This is a genomic window from Zeaxanthinibacter sp. PT1 (assembly GCF_028464225.1).
Lineage (GTDB): Bacteria > Bacteroidota > Bacteroidia > Flavobacteriales > Flavobacteriaceae > Zeaxanthinibacter.
The window spans coordinates 966261-982993 of sequence record NZ_JAQPCN010000001.1 but is presented as its reverse complement, the minus strand read 5'-3'; the positions used below and the strand labels follow the sequence as shown (position 1 = coordinate 982993).

Genomic DNA, 16733 nt, shown 5'->3' with positions numbered 1-16733 from the left:
CACTTATTATGTCAAATTTTGTTACCATTATCGCCGTTTCAGATGTCAAACAAGACAAAAACGGTCGCAATTACAAGCGATTGAGAATTGAGTCACCTTCCTTTGAGGAAGTAGTTGACCCCATTACCGGGGAGATAGGCTATGCACTGGCTAGACCAATCAAAACGACCATCACCGCTTACGAGCAGTCTTACCTGGACGATGCACCTGATTACCTATGGAATGCTGTAGCAGGCACCAAAGTAAAGGGAAGCATCCAAAGAAGGACTGTAGCACCTTACACCTTCAAATCCAGCAATGGGGACACCATCACCGCCACAAAGGCTACGGTTTTTGTTGAAGCAAATGCTACTGACGAAGACTTCGATGTTGCAGTTGCCAAGGCACTGGAAGCCTCAGGGCACACACTTGTGGAGTCTCTGGAGTCTATCCTGGCTAAATCTGTAAACACTACTCCGGAGAAGGAAGAAGTGAAGCAGGAAGCTGAGAAAGAGGAAGAGAAAGAAGAAGTAGAAGAGGCTGTAGCCGCAGGAGCATTTTCAGTAGTTAGCGATGACGCTGACGAGCTGGAAGATGAATTTTAATATATGAATAACTGATAAAGCACCCTCTCGGGGGTGCTTTTCTGTTAAACAAGAAGACAATGCCTAAAAATAAATATACACACTCCAAAGGGAAGTGGAAGTGTTCAAAGAACACCTACATGCCCATTGAGGAGATGGAGGACGATCACATACAAAAAGCACTGTACTACACCGAAAACAGGATAGTACACTGGCAGGAACAACGTGATACTGCCGAACATAACTTTAATATTTTCAAGCAAAAGCGCGAGGAATTACTCCAGGAGGCTGAGACCCGAGATTATGAGTTTCAATCCCTACTGGATACAGGTGCCACCAAATATGCCTTACTCGCTGATTAATTAAATACATCACCACTATGATCTATGTACTAACCCCAGAGCGAAACGCCATTCCATCTAACGAGTATCAATATATCGACTCCATAGAGTTCATTCACTCCTATTTATTTGAACATCAGCCCTCGAGAATCGCAGTAGATACTGAAACTACCGGGCTGGACTTCATAGATGATAAGATGGTTATGTTTCAAATCGGTGACCTGGATAATCAATTTATCGTAGACACCAGGTACCACAAGATTGACAGCTTCAGGATGTACCTTGAAGATACAGATATCACTAAAGTATTACAGAACGCTAAGTTCGATTATAAATTTATCAAGCAGGCATCAGGGATAGAATTGGATAAGGTGTTTGACACCATGCTTGCCGATAAGGTTATCAATGGGGGTAAGGAGATGCCGTCCGGTATGGATGAATTAGCCCCCAGATACCTCAATGAGTGGATCAGCAAATCTGCTCAAAAATCATTCTTGAAACATCGAGGTCCATTCACCGAAGAACAAATCATCTACGGTGCGAAGGATCTCATCATACCCCTCAGATTATGTGAGGTCATGATTCCGATGCTCAAAGAGAAAGATCTGACCTATACAGCATCTCTTGAGTTCGCAGCATGCCTGGCATTCGCTGATATTGAATTTAATGGTATCGAGGTCGACAAAGAGCTTTGGCTCAAGCGTGCAGACCAGACCCTGGAAGATTTAAAGACATGTGAAACCGAGATGAATACTATCATCGAGACGGATCCATTCTTTAAAGAGTTCCAGGATCCGGATAAGCAGCTAGACCTGTGGATACCAGACGACCAGATTTCATACGTTAACATTGATTGGAATTCACGTAAGCCTGTCCTGGAGATCTTCAACAAGATCTACCACGGTGAGCTTACCAGCTTGTCAAAGGATGTACTGGGTACCTTGGAGCATCGTCCTCCACTGATTCGTGCATTCATGAAGTACAAGAAGCTGAAGAAACTGTACGATTCGTATGGTCCATCCATGCTAGACAAACTGAAATCAGATGGTAAGATTCATACGCATTTCTCCCAAGTACTGACAACAGGTCGTGTCAGTAATTCTAAACCAAACATGCAACAGATACCTGCGGATAATTCCTTCCGGAACTGTTTCGTGTGTAGTGACCCAGACTGGGTATTTGTCAGTAGCGATTACAGCTCTCAAGAGCTATGTGTGATTGCTACCCTGGCAAAGGATCCGGTGTGGATTGCAGCACTCGAACAAGGGAAGGATTTACATTCTGTATGTGCTGCCCTGGTGTTTGGGAAGAAGTGGGAGAATGCAGCAGAACCTGACTGTGCTTTCTACAAGTTAGGAGAGGATGGCGGATACGAGAATAAGAAGTGTGAATGTCCTGGACATAAAACGCTTCGATCTGGTGTCAAGTCGATCAACTTCGGATTAGCTTATGGAATGTCAGAGTACGCGCTTTCGGACACGCTAGGGATATCGGTGCCGGAAGCCAGGGAGCTTATTGAGACTTACTTTAAAACGTTCCCCAGCATACGAGCTACGCTCCAGAAGTTTGGAGATTATGGTAAACGTCATGGATATATTATGACAATGCCTCCCTTTAAGAGGAAGAGGTATTTCCCTAAGCATAAATACATCGGTGAGGATTCCAGCATTTCGGGACAGATAGAGCGGGCGAGTAAAAACACCCCCATCCAAGGAAGTAGCGCGGATATGGTCAAGTTAGCCCTAGTCAAGATACGCAAGTATATCAAACGTGATCAGGTACCAGTCAAATTAGTGATGACGGTCCATGATCAGGTTGATACCATTGCGCATGTTGATTACGCGGATACTTGGCGAGATAAGCTTACGGAACTGATGGAAGACGCAGCCAAAACCATAATTACTAATGGCTTACTAAAAGCCGAAACAGAAGTATCCCGCGCATGGAAAAAGTAGAGAACCAAGAGGCAATGACCAAATCCCAAAGAACAGCAGTAAGAAAGAATTACCTGCAGAACTATGTAGACAGGTTAAAAAGCCTCTTAGCTCAAAACAAAGTTGATAGTGAAAAATTAACCCTAGAAGAAGAAATCAGAATCAGAGCGGAGATCAAAAGTATGGAAGCCCATATTGCCAACCATATTGGTTCTCCACTCTTTACTGAAACACGTATCGACTCCATTATGAACCTTAAAATAGAAGAAAATGAACAAAGCATCCCCAATATCGAAAGATCGACCCTTGGACCCCTCGAAAGAGCCTGCATCCAACGAGCACACCAAAAACAACAAAGGTGATATCATCACCTGGGAAGTCATAGATCCTCAAACCGTAACCCCTGAGTAACTATGAAGATTGATAAGGTAAAGCTTAAAAGACAGCAGGGAATCATTGAGAAATGGAAGTCTAATCGTGCCAAAGGTACGCTAGAGGCAGTCACTGGTTTTGGTAAAACATTTGTAGCACTCCTTATCATCCAGGACATGAACGAGAGAAGACCAGACAGGTCTGCCCTAGTGATTGTTCCTACCCAAGCCCTGAAGAAACAGTGGAAGGGTAAGATCAAGGAAATGAAGCTCATAAATGTAACCGTAGAAGTAGTCAATACCGTGATCAAGAAGCAATGGCAGACGGATCTACTGGTATGTGATGAAGTACATAACTACGCTGCCAAAAGCTACCAGAATGTATTTAAATGCATCCGGTACAAATTCATCCTTGGTCTTACTGCAACCCTGGAGCGTGCTGATAACAGGCACGTGATCATTAACAGTAGGGCACCGGTTATTGACAAGGTGGATATGAAAGAAGCCCTGGCAAATGGCTACGTCTCCGATTTCCGGGTATTTAACCTGGGATTAGAGATGGACGAGAAGGACAGGAAGGAGTACAAGAGGATCGGAGATCTGTTCCATAAGTACTTCGCTTTCTTCAGCCATGACTTTGACACCGCCATGCGTTGTTTAAGTGATGCATCCTTTCGTAAGCTCTATGCAGAACGGATGGGATGGGAAGACCGGGAGTGTTTCATCTTTGCCTTGAACTTTAATCGCAATATGCAAGCGCGAAAGAAGTTCTTGTATTATGCCAACTCAAAGGTCGAGGCAGCTGTGAAGCTGATTGAGACTTTCCAGGTACCAACGATAACCTTCGCGCAGTCCACCACATTTTGTGACCGCATTATGGAGGAGATCCCCAAGATCTCTGTGACATACCACTCCGAGATGAAAGCCAAAGAGCGACGTGAGTCGATGGCAAAATTCAAAGATGGTAGGACCAAGGTACGGGTGATCCATACCGCAATGTCCTTAGACGAGGGGTTTGATGTCAATGGTATTGAGATGGCGCTGATCTGTAGCGGGACAAGTTCTGGAAGACAGGATCTGCAACGCACCGGAAGGGCAATACGATACTCCGAAGGAAAACTAGGACTGATCGTAAACTTATACATCAAGAATACCCAAGATGAGAAGTGGCTACGCAGCAGGCAAGGAAAAGCCGAAAATGTGGTCTGGGTCGATAGTATCGACGAAATTAAAAATCAAGTACAACAATTAAAAGCAGCTATATGATAGACATCAAAAGGTATGGGGAGTTTCTACTGCGCCATAACCTTACAAGAGACCAGTTTTATTTCATTTGGCTGATCCTATATCGCGAATACGCACTACTCTACCGCACGGTAGAAGAAGGCGAACCTTTCTCCAAGCGTGAAATCCTGGAGTTGGTAGACCGTGGATTTTTGATCAATACCAATAAAGACAACAAGAAGTTCAGTGCGGATGCATTCGAGGTGACAGACCAGTTCAAAGAGCTGATCTTCTCCAAGGATCCTTCTCTAATGTTTAGAGAGTTCTGGGAGGCATACCCTAACTTTTTGTTCATCCACTCCAAAAAGATGCCTACCAAAGGGTGTAACATGGAGGAGCTAGAGGAGCGCTACATCAATTTAATTAAATCAAATGTCCCACTTCACAACAGCATCATACTTGCTATTGATTGGGCAAAGTTCAGGGGATACCTCAATACCGGTATCATCAAGTTCTTTGAATCCAGAGGATGGGAGCAGTTACATCAAGAAATGAAAGAAAGCGCAGAAAATGGAGAACTACCTTCCGAATACCAATTTAATTAAGGCAGAAATACCCAAAGGGAAAAAGACCTTCTCTTCGATTGCTCTAAAGGCGAAGAACACCACAAGTACCATAGAGGGTGTGAAGAAGCACCTGACAGATTCCCTGGCGGGAAAACACAAGGTACTACGCACACGCTACACCAGCCTAAACAGGATGCTCCTGGGCGGATTTCACTTCGGTCAGCTGGTGCTACTAGCTGGAGCTTCCGGACACGGTAAATCTTATCTTCTCAATACGCTAATCCGTGATTTCATGGACCAGCGTCTGAATAATCCGGATTTCAAATTCATCATCTTACACTTCGGTTTTGAGATGAGTAGTGAGGTAGAGTTTATGCGAAGGATCTCAGCGAACACTAAGATACCATTTCGAAAACTCATGTCATCGGATGATCCTCTCAATAAGGAGGATTACAAGTTAATTGAGAGCTACTGCAACGCCATTGGCGAGGAACCTATTCTCTATTTCGAGAATCCAGGTACCAGGTTGCAGATAGAGGCAACCATCAAGAACGTTGCCGCCTCAGACAAGTACAAGGATCATAAGATCGTTGTCACGATGGACCACTCCCTGCTTGTCCTCAATGAAAAGGGTGAGAATGAGATTGAAACCCTGGCAGAATTGGGCAAGATGTTCATACAACTCAAGAAGGAGTATGGACTCCTAGGCATTATCCTGGGACAGCTCAATGATAAGATAGAAGGCGAGCGAAGAAGGGATCCTACCAACCCGGCAATGCACTACCCTACCAAGACAGATATCCATGGAAGTAAGCAATTATACCATGCATCTGATGTGGTACTGGTGGTACACCAACCGGCACTCCTTAACCTGGAATACTACGGTAAGAATAATATTCCTACCAAGCACCTTATTGCACTCCATGCACTCAAGCAGCGTAATGGACAGCAAGGGTTCATCCTGATGTACAACTTCCTCAAATATGGGATGTTCGTACAGCGACCCAAGGATAAGGACATTCGCCAGGAGATTTTCGATGCGATATCGAATGAGGATCTCCAAAGGGTATTACTCCTTGAAAAACAAGCACTTATTAAATAATCCTTTAAATACTACGTATGGAATTACCCAAAGAAAGGGTGCCGTCAAGTCGCAGCAACCCTAAATTATTAACCCTCTTCGGTCAATCCAAGGTCGGTAAAACCACGGTACTCTCTAAGTTAGACGGCTGTCTGATTATAGATACCGAGGCAGGTACCGACATGGTAAGCGCCATGAAAGTCCAGGCTAACAACCTGAAGGAGTTCGGAGAAGTCTTCAAGGCACTTTTGGAGGAGAAGAAAACCAATTCTTTTCAGTACAAGTACATTGCCGTAGATACCCTGGACAACCTGGTGGACTGGATTGAGAGAGGCATCTGTAAAGCCAATGGTGTCACCAACCTAATTGGTATGCCTTATGGCGCAGGGTACAATGAGACCAGGCTAAAGACAATGACCTGGATCCGACGCCTTAAAAGCGTGACTCCGCACTTAATCCTGATCGGACACCGGAAGAAGACCATCATCAATGAAGAGGCTGATGCATCTGTATCAGTACAGTCCTTAGACCTCTCAGGCAAGCTCAAGAACCTTATCATGGCAGATAGCGATGCTATTGGCTATATGTTCCGGGAGCGCCAGGAAGATGGAACCTCGATCCTTAAAGTGTCTTTCAGGGCGGACGATGAACTCGAAGCCGGAACACGACAGGAACATTTGGTTGGTAAAGTGATGCCCTTTGATTGGGACCAGATCTATATCGACTAAAAAATTTGTCTTGACTGCAAAATATTCTTCTGTATAAAAGCAGAAATGTTATATTTGCCATCACCTAAACAGAATAATCTTTTAAATATTAATAAACCTTAGAATTACAATTATGTACAACATCACACAAGAAACCGGAGCAACAGAGAAGTATTTAAACCCTGGAATCCACCAGAACATCAAGATCGTTAACATCGTAAAGGAGAACTCGAAGAAGGACAATACCGGGAGCACGGTACTTCGTTTCTACTTTGAAGCTGAAGACGGTGCCACATTCAACCACACGGAGTTTGAGATCGACCCAGAGAAAACTATCCAGGCTGCAAAAGGTTGGACTGATAAGCCTGAGGAGTTTTTAGCTCAGAAATTTGAGGAGCTTGCTGCTCGTATCAAACACATCCTCTCTGCATTCATGCCAGAGGATCAGGTAATCCTTTCAGCCAACGGTTGGGGAGAGTACTGTGACAAGGTGGTTGCCCTTGCCGGTAACATGTACCAGGATCAGAAGTTCCGTATCAAGCTTGTCTACAACAAGAAGGACTACACTACTCTGCCTACCAAGACATTCTCTCCATTTATCCAGAACATGGAAGAGAGCGACCGTCTTGCAATCACCAAGTACGACCGAGTAGTTGCTGCTCAGCCTGATACTGAAGCTCAGTATGATGCGGATGACAACTTCGCCGGAGATGATGACTTAGACGAAGAATTTTAAGAATTGAATTGAATAAGGGGCTACAAGTTAGCCCCTTTACTTTTCGCCTATGTACAACATTACACCAGATATAACAGAGGATTACGTTCTCAAACACCTTTCCCAGGAGCAGATCATGGAGCACTATTTAGGGCTACCGATCAAACTCAGGAAGAAGTTTAGATCTCCCTTCCGTAAAGACCAGGATCCATCCTGTTCTATGACGTACCGGGAGGGTAAACTCATCTTCACAGACTTCGGGGGCACGGTAAGTGGGAATTGTTTTCACATTGTCATGCATCGCCACCAGTGTAACTATTATGAAGCACTGGAGAAGATCGCAAAGGACTTTGATATCAATGGTGTCGGTAATGCTAAAGTACCAAAGGTCGAGTACACACATCTCCAGGATGAGAAGAGGGCTTGTGAAGAGCAAGCTACCATCCAGATCAAGCGTCGCAAATGGCGTAAGGTCGACAAGGGGTACTGGTATGATCGCTTTGGTATTAGACGTAAAGAGCTGGATAAGTTCAACGTCTATCCCGTACAAGTGGCGTGGTTAAACGGTTCCATTCTATACAACCATTCGGATAATGATCCATGCTATGCCTATCGTTTGGGGAAGGGAGAATACAAACTCTACTTCCCCACCCGATATGGTAAAGGCGCCATGCGCTTTATTCACAATACCCAACGGGTTCAAGGCTACCGTCAACTTCCCAAAACGGGAAAGCACCTGGTACTTACCAAATCCTTAAAGGATGTAATGGTTCTGGATCTCTTTGATGTCCCCTCAGTAGCACTCCCTTCGGAGAGCTGCTATCCACCAGAGGGCTTTATTGAGGCGATGCAGAAGCGTTTTGAGCATATCCATTCCCTGTATGATTATGATTATGCAGGTATTAAAATGGCAAACTATCTCAAAAGGACATACGGAATAAAGGTACTGATGCTTCACCCTGAGGAGAAAGCCAAAGATATCAGCGAATACTTCGAGAAGAACGGGAAAGAAAAAACCCGTGAAATAGTCGAGTTAGTTACTAATCACATTGAAACCCTAATTGAAGAAGAAAATGAAATAAGAAAAGATATCCCCTACTGGTAATGAGACCCATACTTGAATTAATTACGATCCCCCTGTATATCACACAGGTCAAACTCTCCGAGAAGCGGAGGGCTACACACTATAAGAAAGGCTCCAAGAAGAAGATACCTAAGAAGTACGAGAAATACGTCTTCAACAAAAAGGGTATCCTGGTACATCCCAAAACAGGAACTCCGGCAATAGCCAACCCAAGATCTGTAGGTACCCCAAGGTACAAGAAGATCAACGGACAGGAGATTTACTCCGGGATGCCACATCACATGAGAGCTAAGATAGTGCTTGCAATCAAAAAGAACTTTCTCAAGTACCTGAAGGAGGTAAAACCCATCCAAGATTTTCCAATCCAGATTGATATGGAACTCCATGCGGAGATCGGTATCGGTAACTGGGACCTGGACAACCTATGGATCTACAACAAATGTTTCCAGGATGCCCTCACAGAGGCTGGAATCATACCGGAGGATAACATCCAGTACATCACCAAATGTGCTGCACCAGAGTTTGTCCCTGTAGCTTCAGAGGAACAGCGGAAGTTCGTATTTAAAATTTACAAAGACAATCGCCAGGAGATTATATCCAACCCATACTGGGAAGGAGTAGCCCCTGAGGATTGGTAATTACTTAAAATCACCACACATTATGTCAAGAATGAAAGAAGAGTACATGCGGCAACTCTATGAGTCCGGCATGCCCGTACAGCACATGCCTGTATTTACCCCCACACAATATACACCCGAGAGCACCAACCTTATTTGTCCCAACTGTATGGACGATTACCTGGTTGAGCAGGAAGAGGATCTTCAATGCAGAGAGTGCGGTCGCACTTACGCTCTGGTAGGTAAGCAAGAAGTAGTAGAGAAAGAACCAGATGATGATATCATGAAATGGGTCATCAAGGATGAGCATATCTAATAATTAAAAAAAGCAACTGAAAAATGATATTTCAAGAAACACAAGAAGTCGACGTAAGCGACGCACCTTCGGGCAAGAAGATGACCATCAAGGAGAAGAATGCTGATAGAATTATCGCAGGACTCTCACGAGGGATGTACTCAGATCCTATTGGCACTATCGTTAGGGAAATCGTCTCTAATGGCTTCGATGCACACCAGGAATTAGGTGTGAGCGATGATGTCCTGGTAGAAATGAAAGACCCTTGCGACCTAACTGGGGAGGCTGGATTCATCGCTATCCGGGATTTTGGTACCGGTATTGATGAGTGGCGTATGGAAAACGTGTACTGCTCCTATGGAGAGTCCACCAAACGGGATACCAATGAGGAAATCGGAGGATTCGGCGTTGGAGGTAAATCTCCCCTGGCGTATGCATCCTCGTATCAGCTTACCACCTGGGTAGACGGTCATGAGTACCAGTACATCATCTATGAGAGCAAGGATGGAAACATTCCGGATCTGGTACATAAGACTCCAAGTACCGAACGAAGAGGTACCGAGGTAAGGATCGCCATAAAAACCTATGAAGATGCTGAGAAGTTCAGGGAGGCACTGTGCAGGCAGCTCCGGTACTTTGAGGGCGTGAGCTTTATTGGAGACTGTGATATGGATAATGATTACCAACTGATCAAGGGGAAGCACTTTATCGTGCGGACCAATGATGAGTACACCACCAACATGGGCGTGTGTATCGGTAAGATCCATTACCCGCTCGATGCAAGTCTCTTTGGTATTAAGGATCATGAAACCAAGGGATCCATATCCCTGTACTTTGGAATCGGTGAGATTGATGTCACCATGACCAGAGAGAGTATCCGATATACCTACGAGACCAGACTCAAGATCAAGGAGCGTATGGCAGAGGCAGCAGAAGAGCTTAGTAAGCTCAGGGAATCAAGCCTCAAGGACGAGACGGATCTACTGACCTACATTAAGACCCACAGGGACAACAGCTCTGTAGTCTTAAACGGTGAGAACTATCCCGTACCCAGCTGCCTGATGGAGAAGATGGATCTTAAAGAGTGGCAATTCAAGGACCTTAAAGGACTCAACCTGATCAGTATCAAAGAAAACCCATTCGAGAGACTCTTTCATTTTAGAGCCTTTGTAAAGGATGGGGTGTCCAGCACTAGAAAGATAGATACCACTATTAGAGAGTGCATTCAAAAAGATCGTCCTATCTACCGTGCCAAGGAGTCCATGAGCAAGTACAAAGACATGTACATCTCGGAGGAGTTTGAAAATAGCTTTTTCGTGGTTGCGATGAGTGCTAAGCTCAAGTCGGATCCAGATTTTTGCAAGAGTTATTTCCGGCACGTGGGTAACTATGAGGACCTGGTAGAGGCGACCAGCAGAGAGGACGCAAAGCAGGAGTTTGACAGGCAGTTCAAACAATACTTGAAAGTAGTAGGTAGGTACCTGATTGCGCACTCTGAATCTTATGACGAAGTAGAAGTACCTGAGGAGTGGATCGATGATTATAAAAAGAACCGGTTCACACCAGAACGCTCGAGGGATGAAATCACCCTGCGTCTTATCAAACCTAGAAATAACTGGAGTGCTCCATCATTTCGCCTCTATAAGCGGAGAGTATCGGATATCATTGATGAGTGCAGGGCGAATGTCCTGGTCGTTTATGGGTATCAGGGAGAGGAGTCGGAGCTTGATCTCGTACGGAAAAACCTTCAAAAGACACTTGACTATGATAAGTATATGGTGTTTAAAATTTCCAAAGTCAACGCAAGGAGGTACTTACGTGGTGAGGAGAATTGCTATCACTGGTCCCAGGTAGAGGAACATCCTATCATGAAGGGGATCGAAAAGCGAAACAAAGTTGCCAGTTTCTGCATCCCTTACATAGTGGGTGAGACAGAACTGCGGGAAACCGGCTTGATTACCGAAGATCTATATAGTCACCTGGATCAAGCCTATAAATGGTATATCAATGATTGTAAAAGCATTAAAGGCTCCCATTGGTTCTCTCTGGAGAAAAAGAATGCCCATGATTATGGAGTATTCTCCTCCAAGTACGGAATGTTTGTCGAGGACATCCTTGAGAAACTCGAAGCCTATGCTGAAAATAACAGAGATACCCTTAATGCTATTAAAAGGATCGATAAAGCTGTCAGGTATTATAAGGATTCAGAAGTATGCCAGGCAGTTAAAGACGTATTAAAAACATATAAGAAACCGTTTAATCTATACAAATAATGAACAGAATTATCGCAATGCGTTCCGGAAGGGAACTAACAGTAAACATCAATGGTAAATCCTTCTTCCTCTACTTTGAGGAGGATGAAAAATCCATAGAAGCCTATAAGAAGGTCCTGGAGTTCAAGCAGAACCCTACGGACGAGAGTGTAGAGAAGTTGCAGAAGTTTGTTTCTCCTTCCTATAGGATGAACTTTGACCTTAATGGAGTACTTCAGCGTAACAGGAGAGGGGAATACTTCATGGGCAATACCGAGTATCCTCTGCCCCAATTAATATTGGATCGCTTCAAGGAGCACCTAGAGCACGATTTGCCTCTGGAGCCTCTAAGGAACTTCTGGACGCTACTCATGCTAAATGATAACGACCAGGTGAAGAGTGACCTCTTTAAATTCATGGAGAACTTCAAGATGCCGATCACAGACAATGGGTACTTTATTGCCTATAAGTCAGTGGCATTCAAGGGAGAGAAGGACAAGGATCTGGGCATTTTCGTCTCTCAGCAGTACGTTACTCACAAAGCTGCAGGGATAGAAATCTCTGATAAAAACGTGGTTAAGCTAAGGGAAAATAGCTTCCAGATCATGGATAGTAAAGAGTTGGAGGAGTACACCGAAAACGCCATTGATGTTGCCTACGATGATTACGTAGTAGACCATATCAAAGAATGGATACAGGAGAATTACCCTAAGGAGTATATCCTAATGGAGGATAACCGCGGCAAGCAGGAGGATTTCTACCATGCTGCAGGCTGCACAATTCCTTCCAAGGAGATTCTTGCCGAGCGAATCCTTCAATCAGAGTACCCGGACTTCGAGGTTCTGGGTTCTTTGGAGGACATGTTCAAAGGGATCTCTGATCTCTTCGATTATGAGTCGCCTGTCTTCACTGATTGGCACACCAGGAGTGCTCACATAGAGCTTGGGAAGCCGGTATCCATGCCAATGGAAGAAGTCGATAGGGATCCTAACAGAACGTGCTCAAGCGGATTACATGTGGGTGCGCCAGGTTATGTATCCACTTTCGGCGGGTACGGTATGAAAACGTACATCCTGGCTTGCCTGGTGAATCCTATGAATGTAGGTGCCGTTCCGTATGATTATAATGGGCAGAAAATGCGCGTGAGTGAGTACCTTCCTTATGCCGTGTGTGAGTTCCAGGAAGGAAAGATCATGGAACTGGATACCGAGTACTTTGAGGATGACTACATCAACTTCGAGAAGGAACTTCTGGAGACTAAACTTGAGGAGCTTCAAGACGAAGAAGAAAATGAGGAAGCCATGTCGCTGATAAAGAACAGATTGGTGACTATTGGATAAATTAGATACGGGGGGAGCGAAAGCTTCCCCTTATCTTTGTGTAAATATTAACTAAATAACTTAACCTAATTATGAAACGATTTCTTTCGATCTTAATGATCGCAGCAATCTGCTATGCGTGCTCCAAGGATTTGGGCACCAGCACAGAACAAGGACAGGCAGTTCGCTTCACAGCGGTGCAGTCCGAGGGGACCAACGGAGGTAGTACTACCTTTGGAAGCTCCACAACCGGTAGAGCTGACTCTACCCTTTTCATCTCCCAGTACCCACTCAAGGAGTATCGGTACATCCAGGAGGTAACTTATGATTCCGTTCCTACCTACACCATCGACCAGAATACCGGGGATACTACATCCACCAGGTACGATGTCTATGAGGTATCCAGGGACACCGTGGATCTAGTTATTGGTAACCTATGGGCACCCTATGAGGAGAAGAATACCTCTGATATTTTAGTTGGAATACCACATGAGATGGTATCCGACACTATGTATGTTTCCATCAGGGTACGGGATTCCCTACCTAGTGAGGAATACGGCTTAGTTGTAACAGGTCTTATGGATGAAGACGGATATATTTATGAGTCCTCTACCGATAATGGTGACTTCAGGGTATTACCTGAATATAAAAATCTTACACAGGTACCCATCTATGATGATATGGGTAAGGTAGCATCCTACTCGCCCGGTATTGATATGACCAATTTCTTATACCGACAATACCAGATCGCACCCGATAGACAGCTGATTCGCAGCTTTACCATGACCATCACCAACCAGGATAAATCGGTATCCATTTCGGCTGATTTTGACATCAACTTTGTCGAGTACCAATTATGGGAAGGAAGACAATGTTGGCTTGCAGGCGAAAAAGAATGTGAGGATTTATACCAGAATTAGATATCTTAGACGTCAGAATAGTATCTGATGTTTGAATTGCATAAACCTTACCTGGAGAAAGACATTCTCTCCAACACAACAAAAAGATTCCACGTGACCCGGTATGACGTCTTAGGATACCTGGTCCGTGGACAATCTTTTCTAATCCTCAACCACTTCGACGAGGAACAATACTATTCATTTGTATACCTTGGATCTGCACACGGAGAAGACTTCTACCGTTGCGTCTATCGTAAAGTACAGGTATACACCTTATAAAATATTTGTTGACGGAGAGTTAGTAACACTCCACTTCTATTAAACCCCGGGGGTAAAGGCTCGGGGTTTTTTGTTTTTATACCACAGAATTTTCTTCTGTTTTACTTGCTTTATACATTCTTTTAATATAATTATGCAAAATATTATTCTGCATACCAAAAACCAATAAATTATGATTCCAGTAGACACCTACTACAGTGTGAAGAGGGTTTCCAGCTCCTCACTCAAGTACATTGATCCGGAAGAAGGAGGATCACCACAAAAATTCAAATCATTCCTTGACGGTACGTTAAAGGAAGACAAGAAGTCCTACCTGATTAACGGTACACTCATCCACATGAGCATTTTGGAGCCTCATAAGTTCGTGATCGCAAATGTAACGAAGCCAAGTGCTACCCTGGGGGAGATCGCAGATAATATGGTTCAAAATGAGGTAGAACTGACCGATGAAAACATCCTGGCAGCTATCGAAGCTTTCGGTTTCCAAAATAACTGGAAGCCAGGGACGAAAGTCAAGAAGTTCAAGACTGAGGGTGGTATTGAGTACGTCAGGTACATGCAGAATATCAAGAACACTGGAAAGATTGGTATGAGCGAGTCCACAGGTAAAATTGTAGACGCCTGTAAGACTTCACTACTGATGGATCCTCAGTGTTATTTCTGGCTCAAGGAGATTGAAGATGAGGAGGATATCGAAGCGGTTAATGAGAAAGAGGTTTTCTGGGAGATGAAGGTAGCAGGGGTAACCCTGAAGTTCAAAGCCAAGATTGACCGTCTTATCATCAACCACAAGTTCAAGACCTATTTCCTTCTGGATGTGAAAACTACCGGGCAACCGATATCAGAGTTTCCCATCAAATTCGAGAATTTCAAGTACCCAAGACAGATGCGGTTCTATAAGAAAGCTGCAGCAGAGCTTATGAAGCAGCTGGGCTATGGAGAATATCTATTGGAGAGTGCATTTATTGCCGCCGTAGAGACTTCAAACTACCACACTGCACAGCTATTTGACGTAACTGCGTACCTGGAAGAGAAAGACCAGGAAATACCATCGCTACTCAAACGAATCGCATTTCATACCTCCAGCGCCAACTGGGTAGATTCTGTAGAGAAATGTACCGGAGACGGGATTATCCGATTATCACCTAAAAAATAACTTAAAAAATCACCACGATGGCAAATCATTGCATAAATAACATCACCATTATAGGATCACCTTTTACCCTTTCAAAGGTAAAGCAGCTTATCCTGAATAATACCGACACGAGTAACAAACCGGAAAACTTTGATAACTGGTTCTGTTTTACAGATGCAACAGGGGAATATATGTTCCCAGGACTATCCATACACCCCTGCGATGAAGAAAACACCTTATTTAATGAGGGGGAAGGACATTTGTTGATTACAGGAACCTCTAAATGGGGACCACCAGAGCAGCTTCTAAAGTACCTATCACATGTAGGGAAATGTGCTATAGAAACCGAATACGATGAGCCTGGTATGCTACTGTACGGTAGGAGCTGGTACAAAGACAACGAGCAAATCCTGGAAATCAAGGTTAACGACAGTGAGTTTGGTGAATATAACGAGGAGGATCGTTGTATTGCCCCCGACGGAAGAGATATCACTGACTGCGAGACTGAATACTACGAGGAAGTCCTTGATCGAAAACAACAAGAACTTAAAAACTTACTGTAATGATTATAGGACTAGCAGGAGCGAAAGGATCCGGGAAGGATACCGTCGCTCATATCATCAACTATTTACACATGAGCGGGAACCTCCCTCCTTACCAGGAGTTCATGGCTTCCCCGGCACACCGGTTAGAAGAGACCTTCGAGATTAAGAAGTTCGCCTACCCGGTAAAGCAGATCGCTTGTATCATCCTGGGATGCGACATGGATACGCTGGAAGAGGACAGGGATTGGAGGGAAGAACTTATACCAGAGCTTTCCACCAAAGGTACGGGCAAATCCATCATTGAGCCTGTTATCGATATAGTACCCACAGCAGACCCATACACGTTTAATTTATATCAAAGTGGTCACAGTGAAAAAATCGATAACGGTAAGAAGATGACTCCCCGAAAGCTTATGCAGCTTATCGGCACCGAGTTCGGAAGGGAGATGATCCACCCGGATATCTGGGTGCATGCGCTGATGAACCAGTACCGCCCAATGGTCTATGAGAGTCCCGAGTTGGCATCCAAAGAAGGATTGCCTGCATACGAGATAATTGACCCAAAGTGGATCATCTCTGATGTACGATTTGAGAATGAAGCAGAGGCAGTACAGGAGCATGGAATGCTTATCTGGGTAGAACGTCCAGGGCTGGAGAAAAACGACAGCCACGCCTCAGAGAACTCCCTCTCGCCAGAGGACTGTGACCTTGTTATCGAGAATGACGGTAGCGTCGACCGCCTGGTAGGAAAGGTAGAGATGGCGTTAGAACTCCTTAAAGAAATACAACCATAACTTAAAAATCAC

At 44.4% G+C, this 16733-nt stretch carries 19 protein-coding genes; all 19 read left to right on the top strand.

Annotated elements, in window-relative coordinates; translation table 11 throughout:
* Positions 1-8 precede the first annotated feature (8 nt).
* On the top strand, positions 9-584 hold the full coding sequence (locus PP178_RS04160; RefSeq protein ID WP_272593050.1) for a hypothetical protein: 576 nt from the start codon (positions 9-11) through the stop codon (positions 582-584).
* Between the two features lie 59 nt (positions 585-643).
* Entirely contained in the window at positions 644-925 is a 282-nt protein-coding gene (locus tag PP178_RS04155) for a hypothetical protein (protein ID WP_272593049.1), read from the top strand.
* A 17-nt stretch (positions 926-942) separates the two neighbouring features.
* Positions 943-2859: a DNA polymerase gene (locus PP178_RS04150; RefSeq protein ID WP_272593048.1), complete on the top strand. Its 1917-nt coding sequence runs from the start codon at positions 943-945 to the stop codon at positions 2857-2859.
* Complete coding sequence (locus PP178_RS04145; RefSeq protein WP_272593047.1) at positions 2847-3200, top strand: hypothetical protein; 354 nt, start codon at positions 2847-2849, stop codon at positions 3198-3200. Before PP178_RS04150 ends, PP178_RS04145 begins: the two co-directional genes overlap by 13 nt.
* A gap of 51 nt (positions 3201-3251) precedes the next feature.
* On the top strand, positions 3252-4475 hold the full coding sequence (locus PP178_RS04140) for a DEAD/DEAH box helicase (RefSeq protein ID WP_272593046.1): 1224 nt from the start codon (positions 3252-3254) through the stop codon (positions 4473-4475).
* Positions 4472-5038 (top strand): hypothetical protein, encoded by a 567-nt coding sequence (locus tag PP178_RS04135; RefSeq protein WP_272593045.1) that lies wholly within the window; start codon positions 4472-4474, stop codon positions 5036-5038. Before PP178_RS04140 ends, PP178_RS04135 begins: the two co-directional genes overlap by 4 nt.
* Positions 5004-6101, top strand: coding sequence for a DnaB-like helicase C-terminal domain-containing protein (locus PP178_RS04130; RefSeq protein WP_272593044.1), 1098 nt, complete (start codon positions 5004-5006; stop codon positions 6099-6101). Before PP178_RS04135 ends, PP178_RS04130 begins: the two co-directional genes overlap by 35 nt.
* A 17-nt stretch (positions 6102-6118) precedes the next feature.
* A complete protein-coding gene (locus tag PP178_RS04125; RefSeq protein ID WP_272593043.1) occupies positions 6119-6808 on the top strand; it encodes an AAA family ATPase in 690 nt (229 codons plus the stop codon).
* 112 nt (positions 6809-6920) lie between these two features.
* On the top strand, positions 6921-7523 hold the full coding sequence (locus tag PP178_RS04120; protein ID WP_272593042.1) for a hypothetical protein: 603 nt from the start codon (positions 6921-6923) through the stop codon (positions 7521-7523).
* A gap of 49 nt (positions 7524-7572) precedes the next feature.
* Positions 7573-8607, top strand: a complete 1035-nt coding sequence (locus tag PP178_RS04115) for a CHC2 zinc finger domain-containing protein (protein WP_272593041.1) — start codon at positions 7573-7575, stop codon at positions 8605-8607.
* A complete protein-coding gene (locus tag PP178_RS04110) occupies positions 8607-9224 on the top strand; it encodes a hypothetical protein (RefSeq protein WP_272593040.1) in 618 nt (205 codons plus the stop codon). The genes PP178_RS04115 and PP178_RS04110 overlap by 1 nt, the downstream gene beginning before the upstream one ends.
* A gap of 22 nt (positions 9225-9246) precedes the next feature.
* Positions 9247-9519, top strand: a complete 273-nt coding sequence (locus tag PP178_RS04105; protein ID WP_272593039.1) for a hypothetical protein — start codon at positions 9247-9249, stop codon at positions 9517-9519.
* A gap of 23 nt (positions 9520-9542) precedes the next feature.
* Entirely contained in the window at positions 9543-11771 is a 2229-nt protein-coding gene (locus tag PP178_RS04100) for a hypothetical protein (protein ID WP_272593038.1), read from the top strand.
* Positions 11771-13090 carry a hypothetical protein gene (locus tag PP178_RS04095; RefSeq protein WP_272593037.1) on the top strand — a complete coding sequence of 440 codons (1320 nt, stop codon included), beginning with the start codon at positions 11771-11773 and terminating at the stop codon, positions 13088-13090. Before PP178_RS04100 ends, PP178_RS04095 begins: the two co-directional genes overlap by 1 nt.
* A gap of 71 nt (positions 13091-13161) precedes the next feature.
* Positions 13162-13989 (top strand): hypothetical protein, encoded by an 828-nt coding sequence (locus PP178_RS04090; protein ID WP_272593036.1) that lies wholly within the window; start codon positions 13162-13164, stop codon positions 13987-13989.
* 27 nt (positions 13990-14016) lie between these two features.
* On the top strand, positions 14017-14247 hold the full coding sequence (locus tag PP178_RS04085; protein WP_272593035.1) for a hypothetical protein: 231 nt from the start codon (positions 14017-14019) through the stop codon (positions 14245-14247).
* 172 nt (positions 14248-14419) lie between these two features.
* Positions 14420-15403 carry a PD-(D/E)XK nuclease family protein gene (locus tag PP178_RS04080; RefSeq protein ID WP_272593034.1) on the top strand — a complete coding sequence of 328 codons (984 nt, stop codon included), beginning with the start codon at positions 14420-14422 and terminating at the stop codon, positions 15401-15403.
* 17 nt (positions 15404-15420) lie between these two features.
* On the top strand, positions 15421-15945 hold the full coding sequence (locus tag PP178_RS04075; protein WP_272593033.1) for a hypothetical protein: 525 nt from the start codon (positions 15421-15423) through the stop codon (positions 15943-15945).
* Positions 15945-16721 carry a deoxynucleotide monophosphate kinase family protein gene (locus tag PP178_RS04070; protein ID WP_272593032.1) on the top strand — a complete coding sequence of 259 codons (777 nt, stop codon included), beginning with the start codon at positions 15945-15947 and terminating at the stop codon, positions 16719-16721. The genes PP178_RS04075 and PP178_RS04070 overlap by 1 nt, the downstream gene beginning before the upstream one ends.
* Positions 16722-16733 lie beyond the last annotated feature (12 nt).

Excerpts from the sequence above, each read along its gene's own strand:
- PP178_RS04125 (WP_272593043.1), top strand. The coding sequence starts at position 6,119 with ATGGAATTACCCAAAGAAAGGGTGCCGTCAAGTCGCAGCAACCCTAAA.
- PP178_RS04075 (WP_272593033.1), top strand. The coding sequence starts at position 15,421 with ATGGCAAATCATTGCATAAATAACATCACCATTATAGGATCACCTTTT.
- PP178_RS04115 (WP_272593041.1), top strand. The coding sequence starts at position 7,573 with ATGTACAACATTACACCAGATATAACAGAGGATTACGTTCTCAAACAC.
- PP178_RS04120 (WP_272593042.1), top strand. The coding sequence starts at position 6,921 with ATGTACAACATCACACAAGAAACCGGAGCAACAGAGAAGTATTTAAAC.
- PP178_RS04105 (WP_272593039.1), top strand. The coding sequence starts at position 9,247 with ATGTCAAGAATGAAAGAAGAGTACATGCGGCAACTCTATGAGTCCGGC.
- PP178_RS04095 (WP_272593037.1), top strand. The coding sequence starts at position 11,771 with ATGAACAGAATTATCGCAATGCGTTCCGGAAGGGAACTAACAGTAAAC.
- PP178_RS04140 (WP_272593046.1), top strand. The coding sequence starts at position 3,252 with ATGAAGATTGATAAGGTAAAGCTTAAAAGACAGCAGGGAATCATTGAG.
- PP178_RS04070 (WP_272593032.1), top strand. The coding sequence starts at position 15,945 with ATGATTATAGGACTAGCAGGAGCGAAAGGATCCGGGAAGGATACCGTC.
- PP178_RS04110 (WP_272593040.1), top strand. The coding sequence starts at position 8,607 with ATGAGACCCATACTTGAATTAATTACGATCCCCCTGTATATCACACAG.
- PP178_RS04090 (WP_272593036.1), top strand. The coding sequence starts at position 13,162 with ATGAAACGATTTCTTTCGATCTTAATGATCGCAGCAATCTGCTATGCG.
- PP178_RS04100 (WP_272593038.1), top strand. The coding sequence starts at position 9,543 with ATGATATTTCAAGAAACACAAGAAGTCGACGTAAGCGACGCACCTTCG.
- PP178_RS04080 (WP_272593034.1), top strand. The coding sequence starts at position 14,420 with ATGATTCCAGTAGACACCTACTACAGTGTGAAGAGGGTTTCCAGCTCC.
- PP178_RS04135 (WP_272593045.1), top strand. The coding sequence starts at position 4,472 with ATGATAGACATCAAAAGGTATGGGGAGTTTCTACTGCGCCATAACCTT.
- PP178_RS04150 (WP_272593048.1), top strand. The coding sequence starts at position 943 with ATGATCTATGTACTAACCCCAGAGCGAAACGCCATTCCATCTAACGAG.
- PP178_RS04085 (WP_272593035.1), top strand. The coding sequence starts at position 14,017 with ATGTTTGAATTGCATAAACCTTACCTGGAGAAAGACATTCTCTCCAAC.
- PP178_RS04155 (WP_272593049.1), top strand. The coding sequence starts at position 644 with ATGCCTAAAAATAAATATACACACTCCAAAGGGAAGTGGAAGTGTTCA.
- PP178_RS04130 (WP_272593044.1), top strand. The coding sequence starts at position 5,004 with ATGGAGAACTACCTTCCGAATACCAATTTAATTAAGGCAGAAATACCC.
- PP178_RS04145 (WP_272593047.1), top strand. The coding sequence starts at position 2,847 with ATGGAAAAAGTAGAGAACCAAGAGGCAATGACCAAATCCCAAAGAACA.
- PP178_RS04160 (WP_272593050.1), top strand. The coding sequence starts at position 9 with ATGTCAAATTTTGTTACCATTATCGCCGTTTCAGATGTCAAACAAGAC.